Raw genomic sequence first — 16,212 nt, forward strand, 5'->3', positions numbered from 1 at the left:
GTGTCATTGGATCGCTCCCGAGAGCTGCATGTCCTTGATGGCATCCTCGTCGTATCCGGCGTTCTGGAGCACCTCGAGGGTGTGCTGGCCGAGCAGTGGGGGAGCTGTCCGGACGGCTGCCGGCGTGCGGTTCAGTTTGATCGGGCAGCCGATGACTTTTAGGGGCCCTGCCGTTGGGTGTTCCAGGTCGGTGATCATCCCGCGGGCGATGACCTGCGGGTCCTCGAGCGCCTGATCGACGGTTTGGATGGGACCGGCCGGGATCCCGGCAGCGTCGAATCGTCCTGTCCATTCCACGGTCGTGTACTGAAGGAGTATGTCCTGGACGATCGGGATGAGTTCTGCCCGGTTCGTGACCCTTAGCGGGTTGGTGGCGAACCGGGGGTCATCGGTGAGGTCCTTTCGTCCTACGGTTGCCGTGAATTTGCGCCAGAGTGCGTCGTTGCCGACGGCGAGCATGACGAAGCCGTCGGCGGTGGTGAAGGCTTGGTACGGGGCGATGGTGGGGTGCGCTGATCCGTATCGTTGGGGGATTTCACCGCTGGCGAGGTATCCGTTGGCCAGGTAGGTCAGCCAGGAGACGGACCCATCGAGGAGGCTGATATCCACCCATTGGCCGTGCCCTGTCCTGTTGCGTTCCTGGAGTGCGGCGAGTACGCCGATCACGGCCCAGCTTCCGGCGATCAGGTCCGAGCCGCTGTTGCCGACCCGGACGGGTGGGCCGTCGGGTTCACCGGTGACGCTCATGATGCCGCTGCGGGCCTGGGCGATCGCGTCATACCCGGCGCGCTGGGACTCGGACCCTGTTTGGCCGTAGCCGCTGATCGAGGCGTAGATCAGGCCCGGGTTGTCTTCGGACAGTTCCTCGTACCCCAGGCCGAGGCGGGCAGCGGTCCCGGGGCGGAAGTTCTCGACCACGATGTCCGCGGTCGCGGCGAGGCGCTTGACCGCCTGGAGGCCGTCGGGGTTTTTTAGGTCGACGGCGAGGCTCTTCTTGTTGCGGTTGACCGAGAGGAAGTAGGCCGCTTCGGTTCCCTGGAACGGCGGGCCCCAGTGCCGGGTGTCGTCGCCGAGTCCGGGTTGTTCGATTTTGATGACGTCCGCGCCGAGGTCCGCCAGGGTCATCGTCGCGAACGGGCCGGAAAGGATCCGGCTGAGATCGAGAACGACGAGTCCCTTTAGGGGTCCTTCAGCGCTCGGGGTGGGAGCGGTCGCGGCGTCGGTAGAGGGGGTGTGGGTGATGGTCATGCCTGTGTCGCCAATTCTTTGTCGCCGCCTGATGCGGTTGCTGTTGCGCTCCCGTGGGCCGTCTGGGACTGGCGGAGCAGTTCGCGTCCGTAGTCGTTGCCGTTGGGGGTGCGCATGAGGGTATGGATGTGGAACTTCTTCGGTTGGGTGTTGCTGAGGAACACGCCGCAGTGGTGGTCGAGTTCCAGGACCAGCACCGGGCTTTGGACGCGGTAGTAGAAGGGGTCCTCATCGCCGTAGCCTCCGATCCAGGAGAACCAGGTGTCCTGGAAATGGTGGGTGATTTCCCGGCGGCGGGCCGCGGCCGGACCGGCGGGGAGGTAGTCGGTGAAGTCCGCGATGATGTCCTGCACCAGGGCCTGGGAGGCCGGGTTCATGTCGGTGACGCGGATGCCTTCGTAAGGGATGACCCTGTTGTCCTGGAAGGCGCCTGCGAGGTGGCGTTCATCGCCGGGGTGCACGCGTCCCTCGGGCATTGCCGGGTCCACCAGCTCGGCGTAGATCTGTGCCTTGGCGCGCAGTTCCGGGGCGAGGTTTTGCATGAGCCGGCGGGCTGGTTCGATCCGTCCTTTGAAGACGGTGGTCCCGGCGAAGGGGCCTTCGTCGATGGTGTTGGGTTCGGCGCCGAAGAAGATCGGCGTGATGACCATTTGGGTTCCGGTGACGAAGCAGTTCAGGGCCAGGTGGTGGCCGAAGAGCTGCCACCCCCAGGGCTGGGTGGGGGAGGGCTGACCGTAGAGCGCGAAGTTGTAGCTGAAGTCGTTCATCAGCGACGGCAGCCCCACGATGTCGCCGAGGAAGCCATTGATCCGCATGAGTGTCCGGGCCAGGTCGTAACCGGGTTCGCTCAAGGAGGCCTTGACGATGCCCAGTACGAGTTCGCGGGTCTCCTGGTCCTGAAATTCGAGGCGGAGCCCGGTGTCGTGCTGCATGAACTCAGGGTTGGCCCAGGTCTGCCAGTGCGGTGAATCGACCGGGTAGCAAACCTGTTCCCGGGCATCTGCGGACAAGTAATTCAACAGATTTATTGCCGCTGCCACCATCGCCGGAACAGGGGCTTCTTCCCCGGGCCGGGCCGGGCCGAGCTTGTAGAGCTCGCCGATAATGTTCCCGTCGCTGGTCACGCCGCGGAAGGGCTCGAAGTACAGGGGTTCCCAGCCGCGGATCAGTCCACCGGTGAAGGCGTCCTTTTTCGCCGCTTCCCGGTATCCGTAGGCGTCCAGTCCTTTGAGTTCTTCGATGCGGGGGTCACCAGGCGGGTAGAGGTACTCCCGGTATTCGGCGGGTTCGCTCATTTCCTGGCCTCGAGCCGGTAGTCGTTGGCGACAATCGGGGTGGTCAGGACGCCGAGCTTGTCGACTTCGACTTCGACGACATCGCCGGGCTGCAGCAGCCACTGGGGGTTGCGGGCGTATCCGACGCCTTCGGGGGTTCCGGTGCAGATGATGTCGCCGGGCCGGAGGGTGAAGGTTTGTGAGATCAGGGACAGGGTTTCGCCGAGGTCGTAAATCATGTTTTTGGTGTTGCCGTCCTGGACGGTGGTTCCGTTGACCCTGGTCTGCACGCGCAGCCCGTCACGGAGGTCTCCGACCTCATCGGCGGTGACGAGCGGGCCGAGCGGGCCGCTGTTGTCGCCGTTCTTGCCCAGGATCCACTGGGAGGTCAGCTTCTGCGCGATCCGGGAGGTGAGGTCGTTGAACGTGGAGTAGCCGAGCACCGCCTGTCGTGCCGTTTCGGCGTCAACATCGACCAGCGGCCGGCCAATGTAGGCCGCGATCTCGCCCTCCCAGTCCAGGCCGTCTTCGTTGGCAGGCACCGGGGCGGGGACCCCGGCCACGGTCAGGGACTGGGTCCAGCGCGCGAACAGTGTCGGGTGCGGGGGCAGTTCCTGGTCCTTGTAGCTTCCCTCGGCCGCGTGGGCGCGGTAGTTCAGACCGATGCAGATAACCCTGGCATCCGGAAGGACCGGGGGGACCATCTGGAGATCCTTGGTGTTGAGCAGCTGCCCGTCGATCGGTTCGACCGCGAGCCAACGGGCCGGATCAGCCCAGAAGTCCTGCAGGGTTGCCAGGACCCTGGCTTTGTCGTCCCCTTCGCTGAGTGCGATCAGGGTGTCATCGGTGCCGGGGGTGCGTACGCCGATCAGTTTCATGATGTGGTGCCTTTCGTGCCGCCGGTATTGGGCGGAAATTTCTTCCAGTTAGGCGGAAATGTCTTCCAGGGAACGGTTCCGGGTCTCGACGCCAGCTATGGCGATGACCACTGCGCCGAGCAGGGCGAAGCCGCCGAGGAGGACGAAGATGGTCCCGACCCCGCCGCTGTCCAGCAGCGGGCCGATGAGGAACGGGGACAGGACGCTGGCGAGCCGGGCGAGGCTGCTGGCTGAGGAGCTGGCGAAGCCGCGCATGCGGGTGGGGTAGAGCTCGGCGGTGTACATGTAGAGGACGGCGGCGGGGATGCTGATGCCCAGGGCGATGAGGCAGCCGGTGGTGAAGAGGACCTGCCAGGAGGTGTCGCCGACCATGGTGGTCATGACCCAGCCGTACGCGCCTGCGACGGTGGCGATGGCGAAGCCGATGAGCAGGGAGGGTTTGCGGCCGATCTTTTCGACCAGCCAGGCGCTGGCGCTGATGACGACGATGACGACGATGCCGATCAGCACGGTCAGGAGCAGCGAGTTGGCGGGGGGCAGGTGTCCGACCTTGACGTACAGGCTGGGCAGCCAGACGGAGTAGCCGTAGATCACGAAGTACGCGGCGAACCAGAGGAAGGCCAGCATGATGGTGCGGCGGCCGTACTGTCCGCTGAACAGTTCCGAGGCCTTGAAGGCCTTGTGGGCGGCGGCGGGAAGCGGGGTTGGCTGGTCAAGTACCTTCCCGCGGGAGGCCGCTTCGGCTTCCATCTTCTGCACGTGGGCGTCGGCTTCCTGGTGGCGGCCGCGTTCGGCGAGCCAGCGGGCGGACTCGGGCAGCGCGAACCAGGCCCAGATCGCCACGAAGAGCGGCAGCACACCGATGCCCAGGAGCAGGCGCCAGGCAAGGTCGGGGCTGACGGATGAAGTCAGGGCCAGCGCAACCAGCGGCGCGAAGAACAGGCCCCAGGAGAACGCGGACTGGTACAGCACACCGACGCGGCCTCGGCTTTTGCGGCCCAGGTATTCATTGATCAGGGTGCCTGCGATGGGGACCTCAGCGCCGAGGCCAAGGCCCTGGATCAGGCGGAAGACCAGCAGGCTGGTGGAGGACCAGGCGAAAGCGCAGGCGACCGAGAGCAGCGCGAAGATGACCATGGCGCCGATGAAGGTCTTTTTCCGGCCGAACCGGTCGGCGAGGAAGCCGATGAGGATCGCGCCGATGAACTGTCCAATGTAGCCGGCGCTGATGATCAGGCCGGCTTCTGCGAAGCTGATCTTGAAGGTCGCGACGACAACCGACAGGACGACGGCGAGGCTGATGGCGTCGAAGCCGTCAAAGAACGTGCCGGTGCCCAGGATCGATGCGATCTTGACGTGGAAGCGGCCGGTCGGGATGCGGTCAATGCGTGCCGCGACCATGGAGGTTGAACCCGGCGCGTCAAAGGACGCGTCCGTGGGGTCTGTGTTCTGTAGGTTTTTCATCTTGATCTCCTTCGATGCAAGACATCATGGGTTGGTGTTCACAGGGCCGGCACGTGTGGGCCGACTGAGGTGACCGGTCGCGGCAGCGGTTATGCCTCCGCTGCTGGCGCCCTTTAGGTGCTGGTGAGTTCCATCACACCAGCCCTGGGTCCATAAATCAAAGAGATATTAGTTATAGAAAGCTATTCAGGGAGTTGATAGCTTGGGTAGCTCCCGGATGCTGCTGCGAGGGCGCCCTGGTGATAGGCGCGGAACTGCTCCCGCAGCCAGGAGACAGCTGGATCATCAAGTTTCCGGGGGTTCCAGACCATGTCGATGCCGAAGGGCCGGAAGGGGACGGGGCTGTCGAGGATGACGAGGTTGCTGCTGCGCGCGTACCGGCGGGCGATACTGCCCTGGATGACTGCCAGGAGTTCACTGTCCTCCACGGTGTGCATCATGGTCAGGAAGTTGTCGCAGATGAAGCGGGGCTGGACGTGGATGCCTTCGGCCGCCAGGAGCTGCATCGCATGAACGCGCAGCCCATCCTGCTCATAGACGGCAAAGGGTGCGCTGGAGAGCGCAGTCCGGGTCAGGGGCATCCTGGCCATGGGGTTCTCGGTCGCTGCGATGATGACCCACTCCTCCTGGTAGAGCCGCTCCCGGGGATGCTCCACCGGAAGGTGTTCCGGAACAAGGATCAGGTCGACCTCCTGGCCGCTGAGGATGGAGCCGGCATCGCGGGGGAGGTCCAGGGCCTTGAAGGAGATCCCGGGCGCGACCGATTCCAGGGTTTTGATGATGGGGCGAAGGGCTGTGATCGCGGTTGACGACGAGGCTCCCACGACAAAGCGCCTGTTTGAGTCGGCGGGCTGGAACGTGGGTTGTTCCAGGATCTGGCTTGCCAGGGCGTTCAGCAGCTCGTCCACGCGTGCCTGCAGGTCTGTGGCGCGCGCGGTGAGCTCGTACTTGTTGCCGATGCGCACCAACAGTGGATCATCCAGCAGGCTCCGCAGCCTGCGCAGGCTGTTGCTCATCGCCGGCTGGGTGATGCCCAGTGATTCCGCGGCACGGCTGACGTTCCGGTGCCGCAACAACGACTGCAGCGGCACGAGCAGATTCAGGTCCACGTTGCCCAAATTTCGCTTCTGCATCCCGGAACACATCCTCCGTTATTAGTGAGATGAATAGTCGACTATGAAAATAATCTCTTGGACTTATGCCTTGACGCAATGGTGAGATGGGGGTCACAAGGAAGAAACACAACCCCGGCTGCCGGGGTGACGGGGAATCTCTTCTCCCGTTGTGTCACCTAATTCTTCTGCCAGATCGAAGTGCCCGTCGGGGTCCCACTCCCGGGTTATCAGTACAGAGAGGTACTTTCATGGAAAACGCCACGCAAACCGCTGGCCGGGTCATTGTTATCGGAGCCGGCCCTGTTGGCCTGAGCGTCGCCGTCGAACTGGGCCTTCGCCATATTCCGGTCACCATCATCGACCCCGTTATCGACCTGGCCGAACGCGTCCACCCGCGGGCCCGGATCGTTAACCTCCGCAGCACGGAACACTTCCGCCGCTGGGGCGTGGCCGACACGGTCCGGGAACACTCGGCCTTCGGGCCCGACTGGCCCACCCAGGTCCAGTTCCGAACCAGCCTCGCAGGTTACCGGATCGCCGCCTTCGAGGACGCCTTCTTCACCACACCCACGGACACCGATCTGTACCCGGAACCGGCCATCCAGATCCGCCAGTCCGACGTCGAATTCGGCATCCGCGAACGTCTCGCGGGCCTGCCCCACGTCGAGAAGCTCTACGGCTACGACGCCATCGAAGTCAGCCAGGATGAGGACAGCGTGCACGTCCTGGTCCGCTCCCGCGACGGCGAGGAGCGCCGGTTGACCGGCTCCTACATCGTCGGTGGTGACGGCGGCCGCAGCATCGTCCGCCGCGCCTTCGGGTTCGAAATGATCGGCAAGACCGCGATCTCCCAGAACGTGCAGGTCCTCTTCGAGTCCAAAGACCTCTACAAGGCCCTGAACCTGGAACCGGCCATGCAGTACTGGTGCCTCAACGACGAATTCCCTGGATTCGTCCAGACCACCTCCCCGGAAGGGGAGTTCATCCTCAGCCTGCACAAGCTCCAAGACGTGAACGCATTCACCCTGGAACAGGCCGAGCGCGCGGTAAAGATCGCCATCGGCGCGGACGTACCGTTCCGCATCATCGGCCTGGACCCCTGGGTCATCCACGCCCGCATCGCCGACAGCTACCGCCGCGGCCGCGCCTTTGTCGTCGGTGACGCCGCCCGCCAGCACTCCACCTACGGCGCGCACGGCATGAACATCGGCCTGTCCGACGCAGCCGACATCGGCTGGAAACTCGCCGCCGTCATCCACGGCTGGGCACCCGAGGCCCTGCTGGATACCTTCACCGCCGAACGCCGCCCCATCGGCGTAGGGGTCCTGGAACAGGCCACCCGCAGCTTCTCCAAATCAGCGGTCGACCTCGTGGTTCCCGGCATCGCCGATCCCGGCCCCGAAGGCGATGCCGTCCGCACCGCCCTCAGCGCAGTAATCCTGAAGGAAAAGGCACCGCAGTTCCGCCACATCGGCACCCAGCTCGGCTACACCTACGCCGGCTCGCCCCTGATCGTCTCCGACGGCACTACCGCGCCCGAATGGACCCCCAACGCCTACGTCCCCTCCGCCGTGCCCGGGTCCCTAGCCCCGCACGCCTGGCTGGCCGACGGCACCTCCATTTACGACAAGTTCGGGCAATGGTTCACCGTCGCCGACTTCGGCCAGGACGACACCGGCACCATCGACGCCTTTATCCAGGCCGCGCAGCAGCAGAACATCCCCGTGACCGTCCTGCGCGAACCCTCACACGAGCTCGAAACCCGGTACGAGGCACGCTTTGCGATCATCCGCCCCGACCAGCACGTCGCCTGGCGCGGCAACGCCCTTCCCTCCCCAGAGGTCTGGGCCACGGTGACAGGCCGTGTGCTGCAGCACGCCACCGAACCGGCAGCAGCCAACTAAAGCCGGGTGGGGTGCCGGCCACCAAGGCGCTCAGCCGGCACCCCACCTGTTACACCGCCACCTGGCCTCAAAACACCTCCGCGGCGAACCAATACCTGATGGAAAGACACCATGACGACACAGCAACCGAAAGTCCTCAAAGGCATCAGCTACGGCAGCGGCGCGGCCGGGGCCCTGAAACTGGACCTCTACCGCCCCGACAGCCCCCAGCCGGCACCGGTGCTGATCTACCTTCACGGCGGAGCCTGGATCACCGGGCTCCGTGACGAAACCCCCGAACGGCTCCACAACCTCGCCGCTCACGGCATCGCCGTTGCATCCATCGACTACGACTTCGTTCACGACGCCGCGTTCCCGGCCCAGCTGAACAACATCAAAGACGCCCTGGCCTGGGTGGAAGCCAACGCGGGCGAATACAACCTGGACCCGCAGCGCATCGCCCTCGGTGGAGCCTCCGCCGGCGGCTACCTCGCCACCATCAGCGGCCTGCTCCTCACCGAAACCGGCCCCTCCGGGGACACCGGCGCCGCAACCAGCATCGGCGCTATCGTCGCCCTCTTCACCAACTTCGACCTGACCTCTGCGCGCCCGAAACCGGTACCGGGCAGCGGATTCACAGTGCCGGCGTTCATCACCAACTCAACCGTGCCCGCATACTTTGGCGGCACACCTCCCACACCGGCGCGCCGGCAGGCCCTGCTCGCCGGAGTCCCCGAAGACGAGCTAAACGATGACATCCTCGCCAACCTCAGTCCCATAGACCGGCTTCACGCCAACACCCCGCCACTGCTGATCATGCACGGAACGGCCGACGGCGTCGCTCCGGTCGCGCAGTCAATCAACTTCCACGACCGCGCACAGCGCATGGGATTGCAGGCTGAACTGCGGCTCCTTGAAGGCGCCAACCATGAAGGGCCTGAATTCGACACCCCCGAAACAGCACAGTACATCGCAGCCTTCCTGACCCACGCCCTGCCCGTGAAACCATCGCACGAGCACGGCCTTCAGCCCTCGACATCGGACAAGTGACGGTACACGCCATGCAGCACTCCCAGCGCACCATCATCGAAAACGTCGCGGTTCTCAGCCTCGACGAACAGGTCGGTGAACTCGACAGCGCCACCATCACCATCGACGCAGGCCGAATCACCAGCATCGAACCAACACCGGAAAATCCTCACTTGGTGCGCGACCACCGGGCCGGTGATGAAGTAATCAACGGCTCCGGCCTGGTCGCACTGCCCGGCTTCATCGACACCCACCGACACACCTGGCAAAGCGCCATCAAACACAGCTACGCCGAGCTCGACCCCCGCGTCTACTTCGCCGAAGTCCTCAAAGGACTCGGCGCCTCCTACCAGGCAGAAGACGTCTACATCGGCAACAAACTCGGCAGCTACGCCGCCCTCAGCGCCGGCACCACCACCCTCTTTGACTGGTCCCACGTCCAAAACTCCCCGGAACACTCCGACGGCGCCATCGCCGGACTGCACGAATCAGGCATCCGCGCCGTCTTCGGCCACGGCTGGCCCACCTCACCCGATGACTCCTGGACCGCCAACAGCACTAGACCCCACCCGGCCGACATCCGCCGCGTCCAGAACCAGTACTTCCCCAACGGCTCCCTCGATGACCGGATCACCCTGGCCATGGTCCTCCGCGGACCCGAAGAAGCATCACCGGAAATCTGGCAGGACGAACTCAGGCTCGCCCGCGAACTCGGGCTGCGCGTCTCCGTGCACACCGGCGCCTACGCCCGCAACGCCAAAGCAGCCGCAGTCCAGCAATACGCCGACGCAGGGCTCCTGGGACCGGACATGACCTTCGTGCACTGCAACCACCTCACCGCCCAGGAACTGAAACTCATCGCCGACAACGGAGGAACCGTTTCCCTCGGCATCCACTGCGAAATGAACTCCACCGGCGTCGGTGAAATCCCCTTCCACCGGCTGCTCCAGACTGGGATCCGCCCCTCACTCAGCGGCGACACCGAAACCAAATGCACCGGAGACATGTTCACCCAAATGCGCATGCTCTGGGCCTACCACCGCTCCACCCTCACCAGGATCGGGCCCGAACGAGCCGCGCAAGTGCCTACCGTGACGATGCGCGACATCCTGGCCTACGCCACCATCGAAGGCGCAAAAGCCATCGGCCAGGAAACCGAAATCGGCTCCCTGACCCCCGGGAAACGCGCCGACATGCTGCTCATCGACACCAACGCGCTCAACCTCGGCCCCGTCCAGGACCCAGCAGCATCCATCGTCCTCGCCGCCCACGAAGGCAACGTCCGGCACGTGCTCGTCGGAGGAACCTTCGTCAAACGCAACGGCGCCCTCACCGGGGTCAACGCCGAGGCACTGCTCCAGGAAGGACGACGTTCCCAACAGAACCTGCTCGAACGCGCTAACAGCCGCAAGTCTCTGGCCGGAATCTGAAGCCCATTGCGCAAGGAAGTCCGGAGCTGGCGTTACTTGGCGCGAGGAGACACCGTCGTAGTCCTAACCAAAGACAAGCACCACCCCCGTGTCGCTGGGAAAGTTGACGAGATCTCCGATGACGGCTCATTCCTATGGCTAATCCAGGACAACGGTGCCGGCCGTCGGCTCGTTCATCGGTTAGAGGCCTCCACAACCCTTCTCGACGCCGAAAGCCTCTCACCGCAAAGGCTAAGCCCGAAAACAGGGACTGCTCCGGGAAAGTAGGTTGGCGAACCGCTGCCTGCGAGAGGTGTTCGGACCGAAATGAAAACCCAGAGGTGCTTCATGGGTCACGCGAACCGGAGCTGAAACGAGGTCCCGCCAAACGGCGGGGACCTCGTTTCTCTATCCGGGCTTCTCTATCCGGGCTTGTTTCGTGGGTCGTTACCAAGGAGCAGCGGCATCCTTTGCGCTGATCTTGCCGTCCTCGCCGTGGATGTTCAATTCACCGCTAAGCCGGGATCTGCAGCTGGACAAAAGTTCGCCGCGCCGGGCTCAAGCTGCTCCAATCAATTACTTCTGCTTGCTGGCAAGAAGGGCCGATAATCGTGGTTCCGTCAGCAAGGAGGGACGTCGAGATCGCTAATCCGTAAGGCTTCGGCCACACGACGTCGTCGTGGGCCAGCGTCAGGTTAGGGCGGAATTCCGCTTTATTGACGGCGGCTCATGACGTTCTCATATCCCATCCTGACAGGCAGTGGGAAGAAACCGGGCTGGGGAAGCCCGGGAATACTCCAGAGAATCTGGACATGATGGGTCCGCGCGTGGCCGAGGGCGGCTACGTCCCGTGTGGTGCCTGAGATGGGGTGAGGAGAACTAGCGGGAGCTCCGCCCACCAGCCGCATTTTCCCACGTCAGGCGCCTTTGAACGTCAGGTTGGGGTGTAGGCAGTACAACGGCCATATGGCACTGCTGCCGGGTAGCCATGCGGCGGCAGGCGGGCTGCTGAGGGTGCTCCTCTTGTGCTGATTCGTCCGTGACGCTAGGGAAATGCACGCCCCCTGTGCTCTACTTCGATGAGGGCCCGGAGGTTACGAGTATGCGGTCCCCGCCCGTCTAGTTCGGCCAGGGTTAAGAGCAGGTTATCCGATATGGCGGAGTCGGGATCGGCAGTTTCGTGCAGGGCTGCCGCGACGCTGCCGTGAGGATTGCGGGTCCGGTTCCTTTTGCCCATGACAGCGGCCAGGGTAAACGAAGCTGTCCATTGCTGAGGCGCTAGTCGTGGAAGTCCCGGAGAGGTCACCCGCCCGGCGTGAGTAGGCGCTGATATTGTGCGGGCAGGGACAAGCAGGTCCGAGGCACTGACGCCGGCGCAGGGCGCAGCGATCACATGGGCAGCGATCGCGATCAATGTTTGGAACCGGGTGGCGGACGCAGCCGTTGTCCGGCTGAGCTCTGACTCCACTTGGAGGAAAGCGGAGGACCCCAGCAGTGTTCTGCAGGGGCCCTCGTTCATTTTATGGTTCAGACGCTGTCCACGGTCCTCAGTTGTGTTCCTTGAGCCAGCGAATCACGTCGTCTGCCGCGCCGCCAGACTCACCCGGCGTCAGTACCGAGTAGTGGTCCTTTCCGGGATATGAGGCGAACGAGGCCTTGGTGCCCAGGTCCTGGGCGTTCTGCACGGCCTGCTTCGTCGCCGCCATCTTGATCGAGGGGTCGCTGGTGCCCTGGAGGAGAAGCATCGGGTGGAACGCGGCCGCGCGCAACAAGCGCAAGGTCTCCAGGACGGGTCCCGAGAACGCCACGCCGTCAGCAGATGTCTGGGTGGAGTACACCCGCAATGCTGCCGCGTTGGTTGAAAAGCTGCGGGTACTGCCACGCGATGACCACGCCACCTGGGCGAAGGCAGCCCGGGAAGTTTCAGGGGCATTTGCAGCATGGTCACATCGACTCGAACCCACGCCCGGACCGCTGGCTGCGACCGCTGCGGAGCTGTCCCGCACAGCGCAGTTGCGTGCACCACGCCAGCACAGCAAACCTGTACCACTGCCGTCCATCGCGGGGACGGCCATGCTATTCATGGCAGCGTCGAGCAAGAACAAGACAGCGGCCCAAGCCGCCCTCATGCTGCAGCTAGTGAACACTGCCTTTGCCATCCACGAGATGCACCAGCAATCCGGACGCACACGGGAGGCGCAGCGCATCCGCGCCGTCGTGACCGAACAGCTGAAGCCTTTCGCTGCCACGATGCCTAAACCAGTCACGGTAGGCGCACCCGAGCAAGCCGCGTCAGAACAGATGCCGGCGCCAAAGTCCGTGGAACTTGGTCTTCGCGGCATGGCTCCCATCCGCCCAGGTTCGGCCGTGCCCACCACACCCACTCCAACGAAGAACCACCAGCACACTGGGCGCCAATCCGGCCCTGGACTCGACCGATAAAGAAGAACACCAAGTGCAAGGGGGAACACCATGAGTGAATCAGATGGAATCGATGACGTCCTGGACGGCGGAATGCGCCAGTCGCTGCTGATCGCCTCACGTGTCGCCGAAACCCTGGCCCGCCGCCGGCAGGAACTGCAACGGCAGAGGGAACAGCAGGACGCCCAGGCAGCGCATGAAGCGCAGGCCCAACTGGCCGCCCAACGCAGCGCCGCACGCGCAGCACTCTCGCCTATCGGGAAGGATCAGTGGTGGGACAAAGCGCAACCCAACGACATTGCCACCGCCCACGCTGTGGCAGAAGCCTGGAAAGACCACGACCCAGCGGCGCTGGCAGCCGCCGAACGCATTAGGCAGGAGGTCCTGACCCGCTACGGGATCGACACCCGCGACGTCGGCCCGGACATCGCATACCTGCAATCAGGCATTGAAACCATCACGGCAGAACGGGCCCGGCAAGAGGCACTGGCACTGAGTCAAGAAGAGGCCCGCAAGGCAGCCACTGAACAGGAGAAAGCCATGCAGCTGCTCGCAGCGGCCCGCGCCGAAGAACTGCGCGCCCAAGCCAAAAAGCTGGCCCCTGAAATGGAACGCCACCAGGTACCCGTGGAGTACCTTGCCAACCCCGAGCTGGCACAGGCCCTGCAGTGTGCCCACAACGCGAAAACCCCGGCGGCAGCCGCGGCCGCTGACGCGGACATCAAGGAACGGATGTTCCTCATCGGCAAGGACGGCATCAACGGACCCGACATCGACCAGCTGCGCCAAGAAACCACGGCCAACATCAACGGTGCCAACGAGTCCCATTTCAAGGATCCCGAGTTCGTCAAAGCCGCGAAGGAGATGCACGAAGCCAAACTCCTGGCTGAGGGAGGATTCCAGGGGTCGGAACGGTCGCCAATGGAGCAGCGGTACGAACGCGCAGAGAAGGAACTCTTCGCCCGCCTCGAAGGCGTCGGCCGCGAAATCGAAAACCGTGTCACCGGCAACGACAGCAGCCGGCTCAAAGACCAGGGACTGAAAGCCGAAAGCACGTCGGCCACCGACTACGGCTCAGCCGAGCGGCAGCAAGCCTTTGCGGCATCCTTGGCCGCTACCGGCGCAAGCGAAACCCAAGTTCGCGGCCGAGCCGCAGCGGAACGTAGCGAGGCCACACACCCCAGCGCTGCCGTCATCACGGGCAAAGGAGCAGTCAAAGCTAGGAAGACCCGCTCAGGAGCCGCCGTTGGCGCCGAGAGGACCAGGAATGGGCCCGCTCGATAGGACTGATGAAGAAGGGAGCCACTGTGCCAAGGCCGGCAAGACCCATAGGGGCAGCAGTGGGCGTTGAGAGGCAAGAGCGGCCCGAGCCGCTCAATCAACCGACACTAGGGGGCAGGCTAAGAAAGGGGCCTTCTGCCCTGATGACCTCTGAGAGAAAGCCGTAGATTCGCCTAACTTCGACCTCGATATGAGCGGAGGGGCTGATGGGCGGCATCCAATTGCTTGATTTCGTGGTGCCAGGAGTAGGAGCGCTGGTCCTGCTTACCAGCGCTCCTACGCGGGTCACTTGGCATGCCATCAGGACTAACCGTCGTCGCTCGAGTGTTTTACCTACTTTTACTTTCTTGGATGTTGATTCCAAAGATCAATACGAACGGTTGATCGATCCTGATTGGATTCGAAGCGCAACAGCGCGACCCCGCGCCTACAGCACTATCAGCCAAAATCTGGAGCGTTGGATCCACAGCGCTTACGCCATCGTGGCAGGACTGATTCTTCAACTGCTCGCTCCCGTGATCGGCAGAGAACGTGCGCAGAAGACGCTCCAGGACGTCGAGGCCTCTGAGGATCGTTACCCTCCGTTGGCGAACAGGGATTTTTTAGACATAGACCTCGGTCAACGTCCCCTCGCACCCAAGGCGAATCCGCTCTGGAACTATGACGAGAGTATTCTGCGACACTTCCTGCGTCGGTTAGAACATGATGAATTCCTTATACTCAACCCTGAATACCGAACACGGATGGCGTACCCACGGAGGCGCCACTCCTATACGGACCATGTTGTTCTGAAGCGAACAGCGGCGGTTATCGAACCCTTCTTCAAGTTTGGGTTTGCTTGGATCAGGGGCATAACCATCCTGGCATTCTTCGTTGATCTAGTCGTTGCTCCGCTAGTGCAAGACCCCGATCCCTTCGTTCGCAACCTGTTCAGCATCTGCAAACAGGCGTGGGGATCAGGGTTTGACGTGTTGGTCGCCCTTGCTTGGGCCAAAAGCCAAGGCGTGTCCCGCTCAGATACCAAATCCCGCAATGAAGAAAAGAGCGGCGACACAAAGGACCCCGAACCGTAACGCGGCCTCTCCATCCATGATGGGTGGGAACTCTTTGCCCGCCTTGAAGGGGTCGGCGTCGAGATTGAAAACCGTGGACCCGAGCAGGGGTAGCCGTCGGAGCTGAGAGGTCGAAAAGCGGTCTCGCCCCGCAAGATGTTTGCCCGGCTGCGGCGTACGAGCACAACCCGCACGGAGCCCATCGCGGGAGGCCCTGGCGATCAGCCACTGGGATCAGCCAGTGAGCTGATATTCTGCATCGGCCCACGTCAAACACATGTGGGCCGATGCAAGAGCTGCACTATATTGGGGGAAAGCGTGTCAGAAACAGCCATAAGCAATACCGAACAAACGTGGCCGACTTGGAAGAAGGGTGTGCAAATCGGGCTTCTCACGGCCGGCTTCCTAGCGACCTTTGGATTGCCTATCTTCCTACTCCATTTGGCGTCAGATGCCCTCCGTGACAACCGGGTGGCTGCGGATCAATACAGCGCATGGTCTTACGGACTGGTGCTACTTGGTCCTGGCTTATTCGTAACGAGCCTTCTTGCTATGGCCAGCGCTCTGCCAAAGGTATGGCGAACGCTGTCCGGGCTCCTTGCCGCAGGGTTAGCCATCTACATTTACGTGCAACTGGGGCAGCTAGGCAAGGATTTCTTCATCCCGGTTGCTCTGGGCATTGTGAGCGTCGTCTACTGCTTGCTAGCCGACGCTTTCACGCCGAATGGCCCGGACAGTCCCGAACCGGCTGCAGCGCCTGGGGAGGACAGTCCTGAGCCGGATGCAGCGCTTGGGGAGGACAGTTCTGAACCGGCTGCAAAGCCTGGGGAAGAGAGTTCTGAACCGGCTGCAAAGCCTGTGGTGGTCAGATCCGAACCGGCTGCAGCGCCTGACAAGGTGGACCGTTTCGGATAGCGGTCTCGACGCCTTAGTACGACTAGATAAGCGGATAACGCCGTTGCCGCTAGATGCGTCGGTCATGATGCACCTAGAGGGTCCCGCCAATCCGACTGGGCAAGAAATCAGGAAGGCCAACTTCTGGCGGCGGATAAGCCCCGGGAAGCGGCCGGCGCTTGACCATATAGAGCGTGAAGCGGAACGTAGGCTGCGGGGGGCTTACTCTCTTGGCTTTGACGGGGAAGATTTCTCTAGGCACTA

13 protein-coding genes are annotated in these 16,212 nt (G+C 63.2%); 7 read left to right on the forward strand and 6 right to left on the reverse strand.

Features of this window, described 5'->3' with window-relative positions; translation table 11 throughout:
• Positions 1–3: 3 nt before the first annotated feature.
• The 5 genes from J7I84_RS05155 to J7I84_RS05175 all read right to left on the reverse strand — a co-directional run bounded on the left by J7I84_RS05155 (position 4) and on the right by J7I84_RS05175 (position 5,997).
• A complete protein-coding gene (locus J7I84_RS05155) occupies positions 4–1,248 on the reverse strand; it encodes a CaiB/BaiF CoA-transferase family protein (protein WP_214941522.1) in 1,245 nt (414 codons plus the stop codon).
• On the reverse strand, positions 1,245–2,543 hold the full coding sequence (locus J7I84_RS05160; RefSeq protein WP_214941524.1) for a DUF3500 domain-containing protein: 1,299 nt from the start codon (positions 2,541–2,543) through the stop codon (positions 1,245–1,247). The genes J7I84_RS05155 and J7I84_RS05160 overlap by 4 nt, the downstream gene beginning before the upstream one ends.
• Positions 2,540–3,400 (reverse strand): fumarylacetoacetate hydrolase family protein, encoded by an 861-nt coding sequence (locus J7I84_RS05165; protein ID WP_214941526.1) that lies wholly within the window; start codon positions 3,398–3,400, stop codon positions 2,540–2,542. The genes J7I84_RS05160 and J7I84_RS05165 overlap by 4 nt, the downstream gene beginning before the upstream one ends.
• A gap of 48 nt (positions 3,401–3,448) precedes the next feature.
• Positions 3,449–4,864: an MFS transporter gene (locus J7I84_RS05170; protein WP_214941528.1), complete on the reverse strand. Its 1,416-nt coding sequence runs from the start codon at positions 4,862–4,864 to the stop codon at positions 3,449–3,451.
• A gap of 182 nt (positions 4,865–5,046) precedes the next feature.
• Positions 5,047–5,997, reverse strand: a complete 951-nt coding sequence (locus tag J7I84_RS05175; RefSeq protein ID WP_214941530.1) for a LysR family transcriptional regulator — start codon at positions 5,995–5,997, stop codon at positions 5,047–5,049.
• A gap of 230 nt (positions 5,998–6,227) precedes the next feature.
• Between J7I84_RS05175 and J7I84_RS05180 the strand changes: the two genes are divergently transcribed.
• The 3 genes from J7I84_RS05180 to J7I84_RS05190 all read left to right on the forward strand — a co-directional run bounded on the left by J7I84_RS05180 (position 6,228) and on the right by J7I84_RS05190 (position 10,321).
• Positions 6,228–7,883 carry an FAD-dependent monooxygenase gene (locus J7I84_RS05180; RefSeq protein ID WP_214941532.1) on the forward strand — a complete coding sequence of 552 codons (1,656 nt, stop codon included), beginning with the start codon at positions 6,228–6,230 and terminating at the stop codon, positions 7,881–7,883.
• 111 nt (positions 7,884–7,994) lie between these two features.
• A complete protein-coding gene (locus J7I84_RS05185) occupies positions 7,995–8,912 on the forward strand; it encodes an alpha/beta hydrolase (RefSeq protein WP_214941535.1) in 918 nt (305 codons plus the stop codon).
• A gap of 11 nt (positions 8,913–8,923) precedes the next feature.
• Positions 8,924–10,321 (forward strand): amidohydrolase family protein, encoded by a 1,398-nt coding sequence (locus J7I84_RS05190; protein WP_214941538.1) that lies wholly within the window; start codon positions 8,924–8,926, stop codon positions 10,319–10,321.
• A gap of 1,526 nt (positions 10,322–11,847) precedes the next feature.
• On the opposite strand, the gene J7I84_RS05195 is transcribed toward J7I84_RS05190, so the two are convergent.
• Complete coding sequence (locus tag J7I84_RS05195) at positions 11,848–12,045, reverse strand: S9 family peptidase (protein WP_214941541.1); 198 nt, start codon at positions 12,043–12,045, stop codon at positions 11,848–11,850.
• On the opposite strand from J7I84_RS05195, the gene J7I84_RS05200 reads away from it, so the two are divergent.
• From J7I84_RS05200 to J7I84_RS05215, 4 genes are all read left to right on the forward strand, one after another.
• Positions 12,026–12,742 (forward strand): hypothetical protein, encoded by a 717-nt coding sequence (locus J7I84_RS05200; RefSeq protein WP_251046155.1) that lies wholly within the window; start codon positions 12,026–12,028, stop codon positions 12,740–12,742. The two genes, J7I84_RS05195 and J7I84_RS05200, sit on opposite strands and share 20 nt — an antisense overlap.
• Positions 12,743–12,772: 30 nt before the next feature.
• The gene (locus J7I84_RS05205) at positions 12,773–14,005 is read left to right on the forward strand and encodes a hypothetical protein (protein WP_214941544.1); all 1,233 of its coding nucleotides are present in this window, start codon (positions 12,773–12,775) and stop codon (positions 14,003–14,005) included.
• Positions 14,006–14,208: 203 nt separating this feature from the next.
• Complete coding sequence (locus J7I84_RS05210) at positions 14,209–15,075, forward strand: hypothetical protein (RefSeq protein ID WP_214941547.1); 867 nt, start codon at positions 14,209–14,211, stop codon at positions 15,073–15,075.
• Between the two features lie 297 nt (positions 15,076–15,372).
• Positions 15,373–15,969: a hypothetical protein gene (locus tag J7I84_RS05215; protein ID WP_214941551.1), complete on the forward strand. Its 597-nt coding sequence runs from the start codon at positions 15,373–15,375 to the stop codon at positions 15,967–15,969.
• Positions 15,970–16,212 lie beyond the last annotated feature (243 nt).

Origin of the sequence: Arthrobacter sp. ISL-85 (assembly GCF_018613675.1) — a bacterium.
Taxonomy (GTDB): Bacteria; Actinomycetota; Actinomycetes; order Actinomycetales; family Micrococcaceae; genus Arthrobacter.

Bases quoted from the DNA above. Each gene is read 5' to 3' on its own strand.
- J7I84_RS05180 (WP_214941532.1), top strand. From the start codon at position 6,228: ATGGAAAACGCCACGCAAACCGCTGGCCGGGTCATTGTTATCGGAGCC.
- J7I84_RS05190 (WP_214941538.1), top strand. From the start codon at position 8,924: ATGCAGCACTCCCAGCGCACCATCATCGAAAACGTCGCGGTTCTCAGC.
- J7I84_RS05165 (WP_214941526.1), bottom strand. From the start codon at position 3,400: ATGAAACTGATCGGCGTACGCACCCCCGGCACCGATGACACCCTGATC.
- J7I84_RS05205 (WP_214941544.1), top strand. From the start codon at position 12,773: ATGAGTGAATCAGATGGAATCGATGACGTCCTGGACGGCGGAATGCGC.
- J7I84_RS05185 (WP_214941535.1), top strand. From the start codon at position 7,995: ATGACGACACAGCAACCGAAAGTCCTCAAAGGCATCAGCTACGGCAGC.
- J7I84_RS05155 (WP_214941522.1), bottom strand. From the start codon at position 1,248: ATGACCATCACCCACACCCCCTCTACCGACGCCGCGACCGCTCCCACC.
- J7I84_RS05175 (WP_214941530.1), bottom strand. From the start codon at position 5,997: ATGCAGAAGCGAAATTTGGGCAACGTGGACCTGAATCTGCTCGTGCCG.
- J7I84_RS05210 (WP_214941547.1), top strand. From the start codon at position 14,209: ATGGGCGGCATCCAATTGCTTGATTTCGTGGTGCCAGGAGTAGGAGCG.
- J7I84_RS05160 (WP_214941524.1), bottom strand. From the start codon at position 2,543: ATGAGCGAACCCGCCGAATACCGGGAGTACCTCTACCCGCCTGGTGAC.
- J7I84_RS05170 (WP_214941528.1), bottom strand. From the start codon at position 4,864: ATGAAAAACCTACAGAACACAGACCCCACGGACGCGTCCTTTGACGCG.
- J7I84_RS05195 (WP_214941541.1), bottom strand. From the start codon at position 12,045: ATGCTTCTCCTCCAGGGCACCAGCGACCCCTCGATCAAGATGGCGGCG.